The 18,926-nt window shown below is 45.1% G+C and carries 13 protein-coding genes, 1 tRNA gene and 1 riboswitch; of the genes, 10 read left to right on the top strand and 4 right to left on the bottom strand.

Annotation, left to right across the window (positions count from 1 at the left end; genetic code table 11):
- Positions 1–66 precede the first annotated feature (66 nt).
- The 4 genes from RIG66_RS34175 to RIG66_RS34160 all read left to right on the top strand — a co-directional run bounded on the left by RIG66_RS34175 (position 67) and on the right by RIG66_RS34160 (position 8,559).
- On the top strand, positions 67–3,171 hold the full coding sequence (locus RIG66_RS34175) for an AAA domain-containing protein (RefSeq protein ID WP_446384617.1): 3,105 nt from the start codon (positions 67–69) through the stop codon (positions 3,169–3,171).
- Positions 3,171–4,712 carry a phospholipase D-like domain-containing protein gene (locus RIG66_RS34170; RefSeq protein WP_446384615.1) on the top strand — a complete coding sequence of 514 codons (1,542 nt, stop codon included), beginning with the start codon at positions 3,171–3,173 and terminating at the stop codon, positions 4,710–4,712. Before RIG66_RS34175 ends, RIG66_RS34170 begins: the two co-directional genes overlap by 1 nt.
- 458 nt (positions 4,713–5,170) lie before the next feature.
- A riboswitch (TPP riboswitch) is annotated at positions 5,171–5,267 on the top strand.
- 9 nt (positions 5,268–5,276) lie between these two features.
- The gene (gene thiC, locus RIG66_RS34165; RefSeq protein ID WP_446384613.1) at positions 5,277–6,650 is read left to right on the top strand and encodes a phosphomethylpyrimidine synthase; all 1,374 of its coding nucleotides are present in this window, start codon (positions 5,277–5,279) and stop codon (positions 6,648–6,650) included.
- A gap of 355 nt (positions 6,651–7,005) precedes the next feature.
- Positions 7,006–8,559 carry an adenylate/guanylate cyclase domain-containing protein gene (locus RIG66_RS34160; RefSeq protein WP_446384619.1) on the top strand — a complete coding sequence of 518 codons (1,554 nt, stop codon included), beginning with the start codon at positions 7,006–7,008 and terminating at the stop codon, positions 8,557–8,559.
- A 51-nt stretch (positions 8,560–8,610) separates the two neighbouring features.
- On the opposite strand, the gene RIG66_RS34155 is transcribed toward RIG66_RS34160, so the two are convergent.
- The gene (locus RIG66_RS34155; RefSeq protein WP_446384611.1) at positions 8,611–8,910 is read right to left on the bottom strand and encodes a hypothetical protein; all 300 of its coding nucleotides are present in this window, start codon (positions 8,908–8,910) and stop codon (positions 8,611–8,613) included.
- A 780-nt stretch (positions 8,911–9,690) separates the two neighbouring features.
- Here RIG66_RS34155 and RIG66_RS34150 point away from each other — a divergent pair.
- The 3 genes from RIG66_RS34150 (at position 9,691) to RIG66_RS34140 (ending at position 13,761) form a co-directional block, all read left to right on the top strand.
- Positions 9,691–10,575 carry a hypothetical protein gene (locus RIG66_RS34150; RefSeq protein WP_446384609.1) on the top strand — a complete coding sequence of 295 codons (885 nt, stop codon included), beginning with the start codon at positions 9,691–9,693 and terminating at the stop codon, positions 10,573–10,575.
- 136 nt (positions 10,576–10,711) lie between these two features.
- The gene (locus RIG66_RS34145; protein WP_446384607.1) at positions 10,712–13,117 is read left to right on the top strand and encodes a tetratricopeptide repeat protein; all 2,406 of its coding nucleotides are present in this window, start codon (positions 10,712–10,714) and stop codon (positions 13,115–13,117) included.
- A gap of 26 nt (positions 13,118–13,143) precedes the next feature.
- Complete coding sequence (locus RIG66_RS34140; protein ID WP_446384605.1) at positions 13,144–13,761, top strand: CHAT domain-containing protein; 618 nt, start codon at positions 13,144–13,146, stop codon at positions 13,759–13,761.
- Between the two features lie 262 nt (positions 13,762–14,023).
- Here the strand turns inward: RIG66_RS34140 and pyrE are convergent, their stop codons facing one another.
- Positions 14,024–14,638, bottom strand: coding sequence for an orotate phosphoribosyltransferase (gene pyrE, locus RIG66_RS34135; RefSeq protein WP_446384603.1), 615 nt, complete (start codon positions 14,636–14,638; stop codon positions 14,024–14,026).
- 84 nt (positions 14,639–14,722) lie between these two features.
- Here pyrE and RIG66_RS34130 point away from each other — a divergent pair, with 84 nt between their 5' ends.
- Complete coding sequence (locus RIG66_RS34130) at positions 14,723–15,175, top strand: hypothetical protein (RefSeq protein ID WP_446384601.1); 453 nt, start codon at positions 14,723–14,725, stop codon at positions 15,173–15,175.
- 55 nt (positions 15,176–15,230) lie between these two features.
- Here RIG66_RS34130 and RIG66_RS34125 read toward each other — a convergent pair.
- Positions 15,231–15,303 (bottom strand) — tRNA-Ile (locus RIG66_RS34125).
- A 541-nt stretch (positions 15,304–15,844) separates the two neighbouring features.
- On the opposite strand from RIG66_RS34125, the gene RIG66_RS34120 reads away from it, so the two are divergent.
- Both RIG66_RS34120 and RIG66_RS34115 read left to right on the top strand, forming a co-directional pair.
- A complete protein-coding gene (locus tag RIG66_RS34120; RefSeq protein WP_006099199.1) occupies positions 15,845–16,612 on the top strand; it encodes a hypothetical protein in 768 nt (255 codons plus the stop codon).
- A 378-nt stretch (positions 16,613–16,990) separates the two neighbouring features.
- Positions 16,991–18,484: a hemolysin family protein gene (locus RIG66_RS34115; protein WP_446384598.1), complete on the top strand. Its 1,494-nt coding sequence runs from the start codon at positions 16,991–16,993 to the stop codon at positions 18,482–18,484.
- Between the two features lie 46 nt (positions 18,485–18,530).
- Here RIG66_RS34115 and RIG66_RS34110 read toward each other — a convergent pair.
- On the bottom strand, positions 18,531–18,926 hold a 396-nt coding region (locus RIG66_RS34110; RefSeq protein WP_446384596.1), incomplete at its 5' end, for a zinc ribbon domain-containing protein.

The raw sequence follows: 18,926 nt of genomic DNA, 5'->3' as shown, positions 1-18,926 counted from the left end.
TCTGCATTTTTCTCGGTTTTTAGAGCAACTTGTAATTTTTCTTTTTGAGCGGGTTTCAAATAATTTTTGGCTGGCATATTTTTTTCGTTTTTCGGATTTCCTATTTTAATTATACCCTATTTAAATGCCGAACAGCTTATCAAACCCAGTAACATTTTAGTTGGTGGTGATGGCAAGCCAAAACTGGCTGACTTTGGCATTTCTAAGCTCAAAAGCTACCTGCAACCTAGTGTAACACTCAGAGAGTTTGTTTCTCGTCCCTTCACGCCGCCAGAGGAGGATGATGGTTCTTATACCTACACCCGTGATGTCTTCAGCTTCGGCGTTTTGGTACTCAAGTGCCTAACAACTGTAGAGCTTATCAATTACGATAGCATCCCTGACGCGATCGCAGCCTTGAATGCGCCAGAGTCAATTATTGACATTATTGAGCATGCTGTTTCCCGTGATCCCGCAGAACGTCCAAACAACGCCGAGGTTCTCCTAGCACAACTCCAAGCCATTCAAAGAACCCAAACCCAAACTGGGTTGACGAAGACGCTGACTTGCTACTTAAAACTGACTCGAACTGCTCTGGACAATTTACAAAATGAACTAAATGCCTCTGAAAATGAAATCCAGGATATTATTTTAGAGGATCTCAATACAGCTTGCGGCATCACTCGCTACAGAAAATTTAATGCCGCCAGTCCTGAAGAAGAATTCCCCGCAGGTCACTACTCTATATTTGGTGTTTCCTATGGATATCATATAGCAGTAGAGCGAGACCATCTAGTCATCATCAACGCTCAATCTTTTTCGAGCGCTATACTCGAACAAAATCGGGAGCGTTCCTGGGAACCACCTTATGAATTTAAGTTTGGTAAACCTCTAGTGTTATCAAACGCCGAGGACGTTATTCGCGAACTTCAACTTGCTGTAGAAGAACACGCAGCTAACCTAAAACAGCGAAAAGCTGAAGAAGACAAGCAACGCTTATTTCGGATATGGGGTGATATTCTTAGAGCCAAGACAGATTGGGAAGAAAAACGCGAGACACCGATTCGGTATAAGAGCTTTACTGATGAGGATAATCGCGTTGTCTTTGAAATAGAATCCCTTCCATATGACGACATTACTGGACAACCTCGTCATATCAAGACTGCCAATGGCTATAGCGTCCTTCGGGGAGATGTTGAAGAAATAAACGATGATCAATTAATCCTCTATATCAGATATGGAACGCCTGATCGATTACCAAAATCAGGAGAACTACGCTTTGATAGTCATGCGGCTGAAGTTGCCCTAAATCGTCAGAAAGCGGCTTTGGATGCTGTGCGATTTGACCGTGCAGTTCGCGCAGATTTACGCAATTTACTGGTTAATCCCCAACAAGCTTGTTCTCCAAATTTAGATAAAACTATACCGTTTATTCAATCCCTCAATTCGTCGCAGCAGGAAGTTGTTAAAGCAGCACTCTCGACTCAGGATTTTCTGATTGTTCAAGGTCCACCCGGTACAGGAAAAACAACATTTATTACAGAAGTTATCCTGCAAACGATTCAGCAAAACCCTGATGCGCGAATTCTGCTCAGTTCCCAGACTCATGTCGCCCTCGATAACGCTCTCGAACGGATTCAAGCGGAAAATTCTGATTTAAAATTGGTGCGGATTGGCAACCATGAACGGGTATCAAAAGAGGTTCACTCGCTTCTGCTAGATGAACAGATGAATCAGTGGAGAAAGGATGTTATTGCTAAGGGACAACAGTTCATTGCTACTTGGTCAGCGCAACCCGGTATTTCTGCCGATGACAGTGAAATGTCAAGTCTGTTTCAAGAGTTAAAAAATATAGCCATGAAGCTTAAGACTCTGAGAGAAGAAATTCAAATTTGGCAGCAAGATTTAGATGAGATTTGCCCTAATGCTTATGATCCGGACAATCAAAACTCACTAGCGATAGAGAGAATACCTAAAGCCAGGGTAGATGAAGTTCAAAGTATTGTCGAAGAAATTGACCGTTTGCGTCAGCAGTCTAAACTGGCTCGTGATGAGGAAAAGAAAACAGCTAAACGCTTATATGAGTTAAGTGAAATTGAATATGATGAACTCTTAAAAATGTCAGTTGAGGAGCTAGAAGGTTATGCAAGCCTCTTGATTAATGACGCCAACAGTTCTGATGCGAAGATGCTGCAAAAAATGCTGAGTATTCAGACAGAATGGTTTAATCAGTTTGGTCGAAATGAAACATTTACTGTTCCTTTAATTAAGCGATCGCAAGTCGTGGCGGGAACCTGTATCGGGATTCCCAGAGACATTCAGGATATCGAATTTGACTTGTGTATTGTCGATGAAGCCTCCAAAGCGACGGCGACAGAAGCGTTGGTTCCCTTGGCGCGATCGCGACGCTGGATTCTGGTTGGTGATCCTAAACAACTTCCCCCATTCCAAGATGAAGCAAGTCGAGATACTGAATTTCTCAACAACTATGATCTGAATCAAGAGGATATCAAGGAAACGTTATTTGATTATCTCTTGAGAACGCTTCCCGAAGCTAACCGCAAGATGTTGACGATTCAACATCGCATGGTTAAACCGATTGGCGAGTTAGTCAGTCAGTGCTTTTATGAAGGTAAAATTGAAAGTGCAAGAACTGATATAGATGCCAATCTAAACTCTGTTATCCCTAAACCAGTAACTTGGTTTACGACGGCGAACCTTCCTAATTTTCACGAACAGTATGCTAATCCTAGCTATAACAATGTCTGTGAAGTAAACGTTATTATTAAATTGCTCAAGCAACTCAATCAGATGGCAATCAATGTTCCAACTAACTACAGCATTGCTGTATTAACCGGATACTCAGCCCAGTTAAAACTACTCAATCGTTCCCTAGATTCAGAATCCGATAAGTTGTCAGCACTGACAATTGAGTGCAATACCGTTGATGCATTTCAAGGGCGCGAAGCTGATATTGCTGTCTACTCGGTGACTCGTTCTAATAAAAAGGGTGACATGGGTTTTCTCCGGGAATCTGAGCGGCTGAATGTGGCGTTATCGAGAGGAAAAGTTGGTTTAGTTATTGTCGGCGATCATCTCTTCTGTCGCACCTCACGCCATAATCCTCTTAGTCGAGTTGTGGATTATGTTGAGTGTAATCCAGAGTATTGTTCTCTCAAGGAGGCTGAGTAATGAATGTCCCGAAATATGACTTCTTAATTTGCCCAGAACAATATGATCAGGAACAAATCGCTCGTCGCTACGATAATCGAGCTGGCTTTGACTTGGTTAGCTATAGAGAAGTGGGTTTACCTGTTTATAAAATAACGGTTCAAGCTCTGACTCAAATTCGTAAGCCGATTCCTCCCATAGAAGAATATGTTTTGAAAGCCATTCATGCAGGGTTATCCTCAGAACAGGATATCGCTGGATTCCTGGGTTTAGAACTCTCTATTCTTAGAGAAGCCATGATTGAGCTACGGTTGAGCGAAAATATTGACCTCATCGCTCCAGAAGACTCGGCGATGCAAGTTTGGAAGCTGACTAAAAAAGGAGAACGAACGCTCAGGGAAGCTCAAATTATTGTCCCCGAAGAGCGCAGTTTTACAATTAATTTTGACGGACTGTTAAGGTATGTACGCTGGTATGGACGATTAGAAAGAAATTTGCTAAGTCCCAAATATTTGCGTCAGCAAGGAATGATAGAAATTCCGCCTTTTCCCGCAAAACCTCCAGAACTATCGGACATTAAACTAACGGATGTAGACAAAATTATTAGTCAAGCAGAAAAGGAGAGGAAAAAAACGCGATCGCGATCGCGAGAACAAGATATTCTGGCTTTAAAAGCTATTGAGCGCCGACAGCGATTTTTTCAACCTGCATTAGCCCTAATCTATAAAGCCAAAGATAGCAATGAGGTGCAGGTTGCTTTTGCCATTGATGGTAGGCTATCCTCTGAGCATGAACAAGCTTTTGCTCGTGCTAATGCTGCGAAGAAACTCCGTATCCTAGAAAATCTTAAGGACAGCGAATTCAAGACATTAGCTGAAGATATTTTAGGACGTGAATTTGTGGCTCAAGCTCCACTCGTTGAAGTGGAGAACATAAAAGAAAAGGTAACTTCGGTTCGCGATACTATTAAAACCACTCGCCAGAGTCTTGAACAAACCCAGACGGATCACGAAAAGAGAGAACTTAAGCAACAACTTCAAGCCGCTAACCAGGAAATAGAACAACTCCAGGCTCAACTCAATGCTGTTCCGATTCGTTGGTTAGAGGTGTACGAACATCGCCCTTTGCTCGAACAGGCGCTCCGAGATAGTCAAGAACGTCTTTTAATTATTTCTCCTTGGATTCGAGCCAACGCGACGAATGAGTGGTTAATTCAACAGTTAGAGAAACTTCTCAAGCGGGGAGTCAAGGTTTTTATTGGATATGGCTTAGGGGAAGATGACAATCAGAAAACCCGCGACAAAAAAGCAGAAAAAGCGATAAAAAAATTAGAGCAGCAGTACGATAACTTTTGTCTCAAGCGTTTGGGTGATACCCACGCCAAAATCCTTATCTCAGACTCCAAGTTTGCTATTGTCACCAGTTTTAACTGGCTGTCATTTAAGGGAGATCCCAACCGCACATTCCGGGATGAACGGGGAACATTAGTATCTGATTTGCCGAAAATTCAGGAATTATTCGACAAAGAGATGGAGCGATTTGAACTTGAGGTTCGTGCGTAGTTCGGAGTAAGGGTTTTAGCCCTTGATTTGGTTAGGTAACATACATCAACCCCACCGACTGGATTAACCCAGCTCAAATAGAATAAATCGGCAATTAATCACCAATTTCATCAATACTGTAACCCTTAATTAAAAATAAACATAGCACCCTCTTGGATTTGAGATTTAGGAATCAAGGATAACTTGGTGGGTTACGGCGGATAGATGATTCAATGGTTCGTTTCCGTGGGTTGAGTACCGCCTAACCCACCCTACTGTTGTGGCACACCTTATTTGGTGGATTAGAATTGTAGGGGCGCAAGGCTTGCGCCCGGTTTAAACGTCAAATCTATTCCACAATTTTAGCTGTGTCAGTCCACTACGGGTTAAGGTTTATCTATGTAGGTGTGCCAAGTCACTCCAAATGTAAATTTTTATAAAGCTTTATCCCCTCACCCAAGCCTAGTGGTACGATGAACAACTAAAGCTAGGGGTGCCTGAGCAACCAGGCTGAGATTACACCCTGAGAACCTGAGACTGGTTAAGACCAGCGGAGGGAAGCGGTTTATTAAAAGGAATCTGAATATGAGATCAGAATGGGTCGCGAAGCGGCAAGGACAGGGTAATGTTACACAAATGCACTACGCCCGCCAAGGTCTGATTACTGAGGAAATGGATTATGTCGCAAGGCGGGAAAACCTTTCCCCAGAACTGATTCGGGATGAAGTGGCGCGGGGACGATTGATTATTCCTGCCAACATTAACCATACCAACTTAGAACCGATGGCGATCGGCATCGCGTCTAAGTGTAAAGTCAATGCTAATATCGGTGCGTCTCCCAATTCGTCTAATATTGACGAAGAAGTCGCCAAGTTGAACCTGGCGGTTAAATATGGCGCGGATACCGTGATGGATTTATCCACCGGGGGCGGAAACCTGGATGAAATCCGCACCGCGATTATCAACGCTTCCCCTGTACCCATTGGTACGGTACCCGTGTACCAAGCCCTGGAAAGCGTTCACGGTACGATAGAAAACCTGACGGCGGATGATTTTCTCCAGATTATTGAGAAACATGCCCAGCAGGGTGTTGATTACCAAACCATTCACGCGGGACTTCTGATTGAACATCTACCGTTGGTGAGAAATCGCCTCACCGGGATTGTCTCTCGCGGTGGTGGTATCCTGGCGAAGTGGATGCTGCACCATCATAAGCAGAATCCTCTCTATACCCACTTCGACGATATTATCGAGATTTTCAAGAAGTACGATGTCTCGTTCAGTTTAGGTGATTCCCTGCGTCCAGGTTGTACTCATGACGCCTCTGACGAAGCGCAACTAGCCGAACTGAAAACCCTGGGACAACTGACTCGTCGCGCTTGGGAACATGATGTGCAAGTGATGGTGGAAGGTCCCGGTCATGTGCCGATGGATCAAATTGAGTTTAATGTCAAGAAGCAGATGGAAGAGTGTTCCGAAGCACCGTTCTATGTGCTAGGACCCTTGGTGACTGATATTGCCCCCGGTTATGACCATATCACGTCCGCGATCGGGGCAGCTATGGCGGGGTGGTATGGAACAGCAATGCTGTGCTACGTGACGCCGAAAGAACACTTAGGATTGCCGGATGCTGAAGACGTGCGAAATGGCTTAATCGCCTATAAAATAGCTGCCCATGCTGCTGATATTGGACGCCAACGTCCCGGCGCACGAGACCGAGATGATGAACTCTCCCGCGCCCGTTATAACTTCGACTGGAACCGCCAGTTTGAGTTGTCACTAGACCCCGACCGGGCAAAAGAATATCACGACGAAACGTTACCAGCGGATATCTATAAAACGGCTGAATTCTGTTCGATGTGTGGACCCAAGTTCTGCCCGATGCAAACCAAGGTTGATGCGGATGCGTTGACAGAATTGGAGAAGTTCTTAGCCAAGGAACCGGTTAAGCAAAGTTAGCTTTAAATTATAACACATATAAGCAAAGGGTGGGTATTACCCACCTTTTTTTCTTGTTTATTAACTGGAATTGATTCTTGGGGCTTATGCAGGTTTTCACCGTTTCAGTCAAAATAGTTACCAGCAAGTCATTAATGTTCATGCTTCAAGTGGTGTGGCTACCATTTAGATACATTGTGCAGTGTTTCAAAACGGTTAACCCTTGTTTAAGCCGAATCGTCAACGTAGAAGGTTAAAAAAAAATCTGACTAGAGGAATTGTCAGTATCATCAGATGGCTGGCAAAACTCGGTAAAGGTTTGTATAATACAATCGCGTCGCATCAGCCGCGTCAGTATTCCTCTACCCAACCCCCGATGCAAGCGGCACCTTTACCCCACAACGAAGCCGAGCGGATCAAGGCTCTTCAGGGGTACAACATTCTTGATACCCTACCCGAACAAGACTTTGATGACCTCACGATGTTAGCCTCGCACATCTGTGGGACTCCCATCGCCCTGATTAGCCTGATTGATCAAAATCGCCAGTGGTTTAAGTCAAAAGTTGGCATTGAGGCGCAAGAAACACCCAGAGACCAGGCATTTTGCGCTCATGCTATTCTGAATCCGGAAGATATCATGGTTGTACCCAATGCCTTAGAAGACGAGCGGTTTGCCGGGAACCCTCTGGTAACGTCTGATCCGAATATCCGATTCTATGCGGGCGCTCCTTTAGTAACTGAAGATGGTTTTCCCCTGGGAACCCTGTGTGTGATTGACCAGATTCCTCACGATCTCACACCGCAACAGATCAACGCCCTACAAGCCCTCAGCCGTCAGGTGATTAACCAAATGGAACTACGGTTGAATATAACTCGGTTAAATCGCCAAATTGCTCGACGCCGGGAAGTCGAAGCCAAACAGCGTGTCTCAGATCAGCAAGTCGTCGAACTCCTGGAAAGCATGACTGATGGGTTTTTTGCCTTGGATAGACAATGGCGATTTACCTACGTTAATCAAGTCGGCGCTCAAATTTTACAGCGCCAACCTGAAGAATTACTGCGTCAGAATATCTGGGACACTTTTCCCGATGCGGTGGGTTCAAAATTTGATCGGCAATATCACAAAGCAATGGATCAACAGACTCCTGTCACCTTTGAAGCCTTCTACCCACCGATCAGATGCTGGTTTGAGGTGCGAGCGTTTCCCTCCTATGAAGGACTCTCGGTTTTCTTTCATGACATTACCCAACGCAAGCAAACTGATGCGGCTTTAAAACGGGAAAAGCAAAAAGTTGAGAACTTATTACTTAATATTTTGCCCCAACCCATTGCCAAGCAGTTGCAACATGAGCCAGGATTAATCGCCCAGAAACATGAAGATGTGACAATTTTATTTGCCGACTTGGTGAAGTTCACTCAACTAGCGGGTCAGATTTCTCCCCAAGAACTGGTTAGCTTGCTCAACATGATCGTTTCTACGTTTGATCGATTGGCACAAAAGCATGGTTTGGAAAAAATTAAGACCATTGGGGATGCTTATATGGTGGTTGGTGGACTGCCTACTCCTCAGAGTAACCATGTCGATGCGATCGCGCAAATGGCACTGGATATGCAAGAAAGCCTTGAACACATCAACACCTCAACGGGTAAGAATTTTCGTTTGCGGATTGGGATTAACACTGGAGTCGTCATTGCTGGCGTTATTGGTACGACTAAGTTTAGCTATGACATTTGGGGTGACGCGGTGAATATCGCTAGTCGCATGGAATCTCGCGGTCAACCGGACAAAATTCAGGTGACTGAGATAACGTATCAGCGCTTGCGAGACAAGTATGAGTTAGTCGAACGGGGGTTTATCCGGGTTAAAGGCAAGGGGAAGATGAAAACCTATTGGTTAATTGGTAAGAAGCCGTCAATTGTACAACAGTAAGAAGTAGGCGAACCGATCGCACTCCTATTCCCTTCTACCTTCTACCTTCTACTATAAATCGTGACCAATTTGAGGGTTAATGGATGTCTCACAATCTACAGAGGAAGCAGGAAAACTGAAGGATATCGCTAACACCATACCAGACAGAATTAAGAACATGAGCCAGGATTTGCGGCGTTGGTGTTCATCGGATTGCATCTGTTCATCCATTAGCCAATTCCACAGTAGGAAGCAAAGACTCACGCCCGGTTCTAGGTTGGATTTGAACAACCAGCCGATGAGATTAGGAATTAGGAATTCGGCTAATAGCCAGAGTTTCTTTTTCCAGGTTTTGGATGTTGGGGATTTCATGGTTTGACCTCTTTGAATTTAGGCTTATGAGGTCTAGTCTGGCGATGGAATAAATAGCTTGAAAACTGGAAGTAAATAGTTAGAAAAAGTTATTTGATTGATTGGTGTGGTGGTAAATTGCAGTTATAGCAGTAGACACATCGATTAGGACAAACGAACTGTTGTTCCAGACGTTGCATGCAACGTCTCTACTAAATGATGCGTCTTAACCGCTATGGCGATTACTATAATTGTCTGTCAATAGGGGTAAATGGTTTATAAATAGTCGGAAATAATTGGAAATAGCTGGAAATAGTAGGTTTTATTTTTTAGGGTGTTTCTGCTGACAATTGACATCGGTTTTGCTACGTTAAATGGAGGGGCGCAAGGCTTGCTATCCAGGTCAAGTTAAGCCACAATCTTCTTCACCATCAGCTTAAGCCAGCCCACACCCCCAGCCCCACACCCAAGCTTGGGAGAGGGGAGCAAGAGGGGAGCAAGAGGGGAGCAAGAGGGGAACAAAAAGGGATTAAGCCGCTAACTTTGAACGGTATGTGACACAACAAAGGGAGGTAATTTTTGACCCTTTGTTTCGTTCAAGAGAAACTGGTTGTGAGTGAGAGATTGTGTAGGGGCGGGTTTCACTACTATCTTTTTGGTTGCATCCAGATTTGACTAAACCCGCCCCGATTCAGGTTTCTAGACTTCCCCTAAAAAATTAGGCTTTGAAGGGAGACGGGAGGGGTATAAAAGCGGGTTAGGTAATGAGGGTGAAAATGTCAAAAACCGAGGGTTAACACTATGAATGACAATCAAAACTTTTTGGACGATATCAACCAGCAGTTATTTCCACGAGATATTACCGATAAAAATCTTAGAGAACGCATCTTCTTTCCGCTGCGGTTTCAGCGGCGGGAGTCTCAGCCGTCTCATCTGGAAATCGCCAAACAAATGAGTCAGACAGAACCGTTACAGGGGGTTAATTGTCAAACCTCAATTAATACAACGGTACAAAATGTAATTCGGCGGCTGGTGGAGGTGTTTGGTGAGGAAATGGCAAACGATGGCGTGAATACAGCGCCGTTAATTCAGCGACAACGGGGTAAAAAAGGCGTGTGGGAGGTGGTTTATCAGTGGTTGTGGGAGAATAAGTTCCCCCGATGGCAATTGGATTGGATTTGGCAGGGGTTGGTAAAGCAGGCGGATTCTCCAGCAGATTGGATTCGATTTACTCCGGTTAAGCCGGGGGATAGAAAATTAGTGGTTCCTGTGGGGAAGACGCGAGAACAACCTGTGATTGGGGTGAATATTCCCTCGATGATGCATATTGATTTAGAGTGTGATGCGGGACATTTATTATTACTGAATCGTGGTAGTGAGAGTCAGTATGTAATGTGTCCATCAGCCGCGTTTGCGCCAAGGAATCGACTCACGGGAGAAACAATTCTCATGCCTCAGCTTGGGGCAATTTGTGAGCAAGATAAAATTAAGTTTGATAGTACGGGAAAAGAAGAGTTTCTGGGGATTGTGGTGAATCGCTGGTTAGAGTTTCCCTGGTTAAAGCCGAATGAGGAGGAACCTGCACCGATTTGGGATACGGAACGGTTGCATCAATTGTGGGTTAATTTGGAAGCAGAGGAAAATTGGTGGGGGTTTTATCAGGCGTTTGAGGTGGTGGAGGTGTAGATCCCCCCAACCCCCCTTAAAAAGGGGGGCTTGAATATCTCTCTCTCAACGACTAAATATTAATCGTTTCTGTTCAATAGTTTGTTTATGTAAACGTTTTGAATGCCGAGAATAAATATCAATGGACGAACAACGAATGACTGCCTATATTAATCTGATTAAATCCCTGCTGAATTGTCCCAATGGGGAAGAATTATCCTTATTACAGGCGAACGCCGAATTAGTGGATCAGGAATTTGTGCAGGTAATGAAATCAGTCGCGGCACAAATGGCAGAGGCGGGAAATGAGAATTCCGCGAAGTGGTTACTAGCGTTAGCAGCAGAATTAGCGGAAATTTTGGGAATTTCTTCAACCTCTCCCCCTGCCCCTCTCCTGCAAGGAGAGGGGAGAAATACTCCCCCATTGCCTAGTAGCAAAGGTGAGTTAGGGGGGTTAGGTTATACCTCGGTAACACTCCAAGACTATCTCAATTTCTTAATATCTGTATTGCAGATAGTGGAAGATGATAATCGTCCTCAATCAATATACCCTCTGCTACAAAATAATCTGAATAAGCTGGATGATAAACTCGCTCATATACTGACAGTATGGGCAAAAGAAACATTAGCTAAACTTGAACCAGAAGTCGCCGAATCCCTCGCTGAGGCTATTTTATCTTTCAGTAATTTGATGGGACAGTTTACGTTGGGGAATATCGCTAGTAATAAAGAAATTGCGATTGCTGGATATCAAGCTGTTGTTCCCATTTTTAGCCAGTCAGACTTTCCCAAAGATTGGGTAATGACTCAAAACAATCTGGCTAATGCCTACTGTGATAGAATTCGCGGGAATAGGGCGGATAATTTAGAAAAAGCTATCACCCATTATCATAATGCTTTACGTTTCCTTAGCCAGTCAGACTTTCGCCAAGATTGGGCAGCTACTCAAAACAATCTAGCCGCTGCCTATTTTGATAGAATACGCGGGGATAGGGCTGAAAACTTGGAAAAAGCTATCACCCATTATCATAACGCTTTACTTGTCCGTACCCAGTCAGACTTTCCCCAATATTGGGCAATGACTCAAAACAATCTGGCCGCTACCTATAGTCAGAGAATAGGCGGGGATAGGGCAGAGAATCTAGAAGCCGCGATCGCACATTGTCATAACGCTTTACTTGTCTGTACCCAGTCAGACTCTCCCCAACAATGGGCAAATACTCAAAACAATCTGGCTATTGCCTACTGTAAGAGAATACACGGGGATAGGGCGGAAAATCTAGAAGCCGCGATCGCACATTTTAATAACACTTTACTTGTCTATACTCAGTCAGACTTTCCCCAATATTGGGCAACCAAAACCAATCTGGGGAATGCCTATAGTGATAGAATACGCGGGGATAGGGCTGAGAATCTAGAAGCCGCGATCGCACATTATGATAACGCTTTACTTGTCTGTACCCAGTCAGACTTTCCCCAACAATGGGCAATGACTCAAAACAATCTGGGGAATGCCTACAGTTATAGAATAGGCGGGGATAGGGCTGAGAATTTAGAAGCCGCGATCGCACATTATCATAACGCTTTACTTGTCTATACTCCTAATAGATTCCCAATTGAGTGCTTCCAAACTAGCCAAAATTTAGGCAACCTCGCCTGGAATACTCAGGATTTTAAATTAGCGATTCAAAGTTATCAACTAGCCATTCAAGCTGTCGAACAAAGCCGTAACTGGGTGATTGATGAAGAACGCCGCCAGGAGATTCTCACAGAGTCAATTTATGTCTACGAAAGAATTATTCAAGCTTATCTGAATATCGGTGAAATTGGCAAAGCTTTAGAATCTACCGAACGCTTCCGTTGTCAACGCTTAGTTGAATTGATGGCGAGTGATGTGCTTAACCCAGGGGGAGAAATTACTCCAGAAGTTCAAGCGTTGTTAATCGACTATGAGGAACTACAGCAGCAGATTAATAGCCTACGGTTTAATTCTCAAACAGAAGCGACGCCAGCATTAACGAAGAGTCGTCGATTACCGGATGAGCAAGTATTAGCAGCAATCCAATCAGAAATTCAAAAATTAGAGGAACAGAAACAACAGGTTTGGAAACAACTACGCCGTTATGATCCGGTATTAGCGGGACAAATTCAGGTAGAACATCTGAAGTTAAACCAGATACAGGAGTTAATCGAAAATGATACCACTGCCCTGCTGAGTTTGTATACTACGGGTGATGATACTCATATTTTTATCCTGCTTAAGGATCAGAGTCCACAAGTTTATACCTGTAAAGGACAGGGAATTGAAACATTCCAGAATTGGATAGCTAAAAACTGGTTCGATTCCTACATTGGAGCAAATGCAGAATGGCGAGAAAACATAGAAACGTTTCTCCAAGAACTCGCCCAGCGTTTGCAGTTAAAGGATTTGATTTCTCAATATCTCATCGGAATTGAGGAATTAATTATTGTGCCTCATTTGCGGTTACATCAAATGCCCTTTGCTGCGTTGCCGATTGATGGGATAGAGACGTTCCCCCGGAAGGGCGCAAGGCGACAGTAACCGAATATCAAATCTTAGCCTCACAGGTGCAAGTTCTCCACTCTAGCCATCATGCTACATCGAATCCGATGCAACCTCTAGACTCTTATTTAGTATTAGGGGATGGTTCTCTAACCCTGAGTCAACTCATCAGCCCCGGTTGGCGAATGCCCAATTTATCTGATGTATTTGCCTGCTGCTGCGAGGTCAATTTTAGTGTTAACGAAGTTACCGATGATTTACTCAGTTTAGCCACAGGATTTCTCTGTGCTGGAGCCAGGAGTGTGGTGAGTACGCAGTGGTCGGTAGAGGACTTAGCCAGTGCCCTGTTAGCGGTTTTTTACTACAATTTTCGTCAGGCGGGGATGAGCCGTTCTCAGGCATTGCAGCAGGGGCAGATTAAATTGCGGAATTTAACCGGAGAGGAGTTTGCCAGGAATTATCAAGGGGAGATTGGCAAGTCGTTGCAACAGCAGTATGATCAGGCGATGACTTGGCGGAATGATGCCAACGTTAAGAGTGATGTAGCTGAGTGCCAGAAGTGGCAGGATTTAGCGGATAAGATTCAGGTACAACAGCAGCGTTTGCAGTTGTTGGTGCAGGAGAAGCAGCCTTTTTCTCATCCCTATTATTGGGCTGGTTTTGTCTCTCAGGGATTGGCGTGATGATTGTCATTTGTCATTTGTTCTAGACTTTTCACGGGAAGTCTAGAAACTATTGTAGAGACGCGCTTTTGAAGCGTCTGGGCGGGTTTAGTCACATCTGGATGCAACCGAAAAGATAGTAGTGAAACCCGCCCCTACACACATTGCCCCAAATACCGTGAAAAGTCTGGTCATTTGTTCTACTCGCTCCCCCAGCTCCCAGACGTGCCATGGCACGTCTCTACACCGCTTCCCCCTCACAGCATTACTTATTCAGCAAACTCTACTGATGTAGGCGCTGCTGATAACGTTGTTGGATATCCTGAATCGTAAATACCGCCTGAAACTTTAACCCAACCGACTGGTAAAACTCAGCACCGCCTTGCTGACGGTCAACTAACGCCAGCACCTGATCCACTTGATACCCCGCCTCTCGCAGCCGCTCAACCGCTTTCATTGCCGATTGTCCGGTGGTTACCACATCTTCTAACACCACAACCTTGGCGCCGGCTGGCAGATTCGGACCCTCGATATATGCCCTTGTACCATGTCCTTTGGCTTCTTTACGGATAATTAAAGCGGGAATAGGTCGATTTTCTAGAGCTGACACCACACTCACGGCGCTGACAATCGGATCAGCGCCCAAGGTTAAACCTGCAACAGCTTGAGTATCTTGGGGAAGGAGAGACAGTAGCAATTGTGCGATCGCTAATCCTCCCTGAGGATGCAGTGTCACCTGTTTACCATTAATGTAATAGGAACTGCGCTGTCCCGATGAGAGAACAAAGTCTCCCTCTTTGTAAGCCAGTTGACAAAATAAATCCAGCAGCAATTGACGCTCTTGCGTTAATTGGGGTGAAGTATCCAGAGAAAGCAATGGTTTACTGTTGTCAGCCATGATAGTCAGATGGTGAAAATCCAATCACTACTATACTGAATTCAAATATCAGAATATGATTGAGGAAAAGTGAGGCGAAGAATTATGCATAAGGGGTTGAGGATATGGCTCAGGGGTTTGGTCGTTGCGGCGTCCACAGTAGTAGCTAGCACAGCACTGGCACAAACCGAACCCTCAGACTTTGAACCAGTCCGCCTAGAAACGATTCCCGATACCTTTGAGCGAGCGTTTTTCAACGAATCGGGAACGTTTTACGAAAACCGCAGTCTTGGGCGTCAGCTCGAATATATTATTGGTCCGGGTGGAATAGGGAGTGCGGGATTTCCAGATTTGGAACTGGAGCGAGATGCCGAATTGATTAATATTCTCTACGAGGATGCATTAAACCGACAGTTTGCCAGTGATCCAGTGATTCGTACTCCGGATTTACCGAATCCCTTCGACACCTCGGTGCGATTATTGCCTGTCTCGGCTCGCTTTAGACCCCAAGCGAGTCCGCGAATTGAAGGGACTGAGTTTTTCTTTGAAGCTCCATGACCACGGTAGCGGCTTCATATCAGCCACTTGAGCGGGGGAGGATGTCAAAACAAAATCCAGGGTGCAGGAGTTGAACCTGCCTAGGGCGAATTATGAGTTCGCTGCCTCAACCGCTCGGCCAACCCTGGTTAATCGGTCTCTCTCTATATTATAGTAATCGGAGTTGGAAGCAACCGTTGAGCTAGTCCTGATGCTCATTGCCTATTGGAGAAGAATGCTTCTAGTACAAAGAGATACCGGGGCAGAGGGCAGGCGACTGCACTTGTTTATGTTATCGGCTTTGTTGCCTATTGTTAAGGAGTGGGTATTTGCAGCCAAGCCGCACAGGGAGAATAATGGTGATGCTGGGAGATTCAGATTGCGATCGCGCCGCCGATCCAGTGTCTTAATTAAATGCAACATTTGCCATCAACTTTTTTTACATCAACGCGGCGACAAAAACTAAAATGGAGAGGACTGCTCCGTGGAGTAATCTAGTCCTGAGATTTATGATAATGCTGTATAAAGGTCTGTGAGCTGTCATCTGGGCTTTATGCTATTCTTAACAAATCTTGCCCACCTGATGATAGGTGCGGGGGTATTACCTCCAGCGTTAGTGTAAGCTGTCACTTGTCTCGATGCACTATAACCATAAGTCGTGTTACTCTTCTTCTATAACTTGAATCAGTAATGAAATTCAACTCGACTGTAGCACTCACTCTGATTCTGCTGGCAATGATGTTAGGTGCCGGCTTTGTGAGTGCCATGTGGGGATTTTCCCTAGGTCATGAAGCTCTTAAAGGTGTGACTCAGCCCGATGTTCGCCCGACGAAGAAGCTGGCAAATAACCAGGAGGTTGAGCCGGGTGACAAAGAGGTTGCGCTGTTGAGTGAACGGGAGATTCTGGTCAACGTTCACGCCTATATCCATGACCAAGACAAGGATGAAGATTCTAATTCCGATAATAACGACTCTGAGTCAAAGAGCCAGACTGAGACGGATAAGCCAGACGAGTCAGCCGCAGAGAATCAGCAATCTGAAGGTGAAGACGAATCGTCTGAATCGGATGTATTTGACACAGAGACATCGTTTACCAGTAGTGGCTCAAATCAAAATTTACCCCTCAAAAGCCAGGATCGGGGGGTCACGTTGGAGGTTCGTTCCGCCAATCTTCAGGGAGGCTCGTTGTTGCTGGATGTTAGTTTGAAGAATGAGGGCGATAATCCGGTTCGATTTCTTTATAGTTTTTTAAATGTTACCGACGACAAAGGTCGAGCGTTGAGTGCGATCACCGAAGGATTACCGGGAGAATTACCGTCAAATGGTGAGGAATTTTCGGGTACGGTGAGTATTCCTACAGCATTGCTGGATGACGCCAAGGCGCTTTCGTTAACCCTAACTGATTATCCCGATCAAAAGCTGAAGCTGAAAATGTCCGAAATCCCTGTCGCCAGGTAAATGGTAACGGAGCAGGTTGGGATCATTAAGCATGAAAGCATATAAAATTCCAGTAGGTTGGGTAGAGCGATCGCCAAACCTAAACGGTTAACCCTAATGTTGGGTTACTCTACCCTTCGAGTTCTCCTATTCGAGTTCTCCTAGGCGAGTACGAGAAGGTTCCGCCTACGTCTCTCAACTCAACCGACAAAGGTAATATGCTCCCAGCAGGTTTAGTGCAAATGTTTTTCTTACGTTCGGTTCTATTGCTCGCTGTATGTTAAACGGTATTTGTCAATCAATACAGTCCCCTAGAAAGAGGCTGTCTGTGAAGTACCGTTGTGGATCTGCTCAAAGAAGCAGTAGAACTGCTTTTGCTGGTTACCTGCTACCCTTCTTATGGTTGCCCACTTAATTTTTCTGACTGCGAGTGCTTCTACTCCCCTTACCAGCCGGGACATGCTATTGCGATTATTATTAGTCCTGCTCTTGATTGCCATCAATGCTTTCTTTGTCACGGCTGAATTTTCTATGGTTTCGGTGCGGCGATCGCGGATTAACCAATTGGTTGATGCGGGGGATGTGCAAGCGAAGACCGTTCAATCCTTACAACAGAGCATTGAGCGTCTACTCTCAACGACTCAGTTAGGCATTACTCTATCCAGTTTAGCCTTGGGCTGGATTGGCGAGAATACTGTCGCCGTTTTCGTTGCTGCTGTACTGACTAAATTGCCTTTACCCCCAGAGATGATTCAAGGAATGGCTCATTCTCTGGCGATTCCGGTAGGATTTTTCCTGATTGCTTATTTGCAAATTGTTCTCGGTGAACTCTGTCCGAAATCTGTGGCGCTGCTGTATTCTGAAGAGTTGGCTCGGTTTTTGGGTCCTCCGAGTCTGGTGATTGCCCGATTTTTCAATCCGTTTATTTGGATTTTGAACCAATCAACGCGCTGTTTATTACGGCTGGTTGGTGTGCAATATACGGGAGGATGGTGGAATAACCAAGTGACCCCCGAAGAGTTACAGTTAATTATTACCACCGAGCGGGAATCCACGGGTTTAGAAGCCGAAGAACGAGAGTTACTGAATAATGTCTTTGAATTTGGCGAAGTTTTGGCAACTGAGGTCATGGTTCCACGCACCAGTATTGATGCCATTTCCAGTACAGCAACGGTGCAAATGGTGTTAGAAGAAATTGCCAATACCGATCATTCTCGCTATCCGGTAACGGGGGAATCTCTGGATGATATTCGCGGGATTATCCATTTTAAAGAGTTAGCTAAACCCTTATCGGAGCGAAAATTAACCTTAGATACACCGATTGAACCCTGGATTCGTCCCGCCCGATTTGTCCCGGAATTTACCCCCTTGAGCGAACTCCTACCCTTGATGCAGCGATCGCACTTGGCAATGGTGATGGTGGTGGATGAGTTTGGTGGTACGGCTGGCTTGGTGACGCTGAAGGATTTGGTGGCGGAAATTATTGGTGATAACCCCGAACCGGAAAGCCCCGAAGAAGTACCGATCCAAATTGTGGATGAACAAACCTTTTTAGTTCAAGCCCAAATGGATTTAGAAGAAGTTAACGAACTTTTGGATTTAAATTTACCGGTAACCGATGAATATCAAACCTTGGCGGGTTTTTTATTATATCAGTTCCAAAAAATTCCGCTGCAAGGGGAAATCTTAAATTATGAAAATCTAGAGTTAAAAGTTATCTCCGCCGCCGGACCCCGCCTGAACCGAATTCGCATTCATCGGTATGAACCTACAACGGTTCCGGTTGAAGATTTGCCTGAAACAGATGTGACCTCAGACATTACTTCAACTGAGAATACAGCGAATGAACCCCAAGGTGATACGCCAGATGCTTCTACTAATAATTCAGAGTGACATCCTCCCACACCAAATTGGAAATTATGGTGTGGGCTTCCCCAAATCACTTTGAGGATTTCCTGGTTACTCCCCTTCGACTACGCGGTAGCTGAGCCTGTCGAAGCTCAGGGGATTGCGCCACTTGCCTAGGTTGGTTTTCACCAACCCCCGGTAGATCGACTGCACAGGCAGTTTCCTTATCCGCAAGTCCTGCGGAGTTAATTTGCTCTATTCCTCGGTTTCTGATCACCTGACCACTAGCAACATCCCTATCGGTTTTGTAACCGCAGTGAGGGCAATCATGTACCCGAACACTCAGGTCTTTTTTGACTTCACCTTTACATTCAGGACACTCCTGAGAAGTGCCTCTGGCATCAACAACACCAAAAAACTTTCCACGCTTCCAGCACACATATTGGGTAATGGTGCGGAATTGACCAAAACCCGCATCAAGCATTTG

This window comes from Coleofasciculus sp. E2-BRE-01 (assembly GCF_040221695.1).
GTDB lineage: Bacteria > Cyanobacteriota > Cyanobacteriia > Cyanobacteriales > Coleofasciculaceae > Coleofasciculus.
Note: the sequence above shows the minus strand (reverse complement) of the source record. Positions and strands in the feature narration are given on the sequence as shown.

Excerpts from the sequence above, each read along its gene's own strand:
- RIG66_RS34170 (WP_446384615.1), top strand. The coding sequence starts at position 3,171 with ATGAATGTCCCGAAATATGACTTCTTAATTTGCCCAGAACAATATGAT.
- RIG66_RS34145 (WP_446384607.1), top strand. The coding sequence starts at position 10,712 with ATGACTGCCTATATTAATCTGATTAAATCCCTGCTGAATTGTCCCAAT.
- RIG66_RS34155 (WP_446384611.1), bottom strand. The coding sequence starts at position 8,910 with ATGAAATCCCCAACATCCAAAACCTGGAAAAAGAAACTCTGGCTATTA.
- RIG66_RS34120 (WP_006099199.1), top strand. The coding sequence starts at position 15,845 with ATGAAATTCAACTCGACTGTAGCACTCACTCTGATTCTGCTGGCAATG.
- RIG66_RS34150 (WP_446384609.1), top strand. The coding sequence starts at position 9,691 with ATGAATGACAATCAAAACTTTTTGGACGATATCAACCAGCAGTTATTT.
- RIG66_RS34160 (WP_446384619.1), top strand. The coding sequence starts at position 7,006 with ATGCAAGCGGCACCTTTACCCCACAACGAAGCCGAGCGGATCAAGGCT.
- RIG66_RS34115 (WP_446384598.1), top strand. The coding sequence starts at position 16,991 with ATGGTTGCCCACTTAATTTTTCTGACTGCGAGTGCTTCTACTCCCCTT.
- pyrE (WP_446384603.1), bottom strand. The coding sequence starts at position 14,638 with ATGGCTGACAACAGTAAACCATTGCTTTCTCTGGATACTTCACCCCAA.
- thiC (WP_446384613.1), top strand. The coding sequence starts at position 5,277 with ATGAGATCAGAATGGGTCGCGAAGCGGCAAGGACAGGGTAATGTTACA.
- RIG66_RS34130 (WP_446384601.1), top strand. The coding sequence starts at position 14,723 with ATGCATAAGGGGTTGAGGATATGGCTCAGGGGTTTGGTCGTTGCGGCG.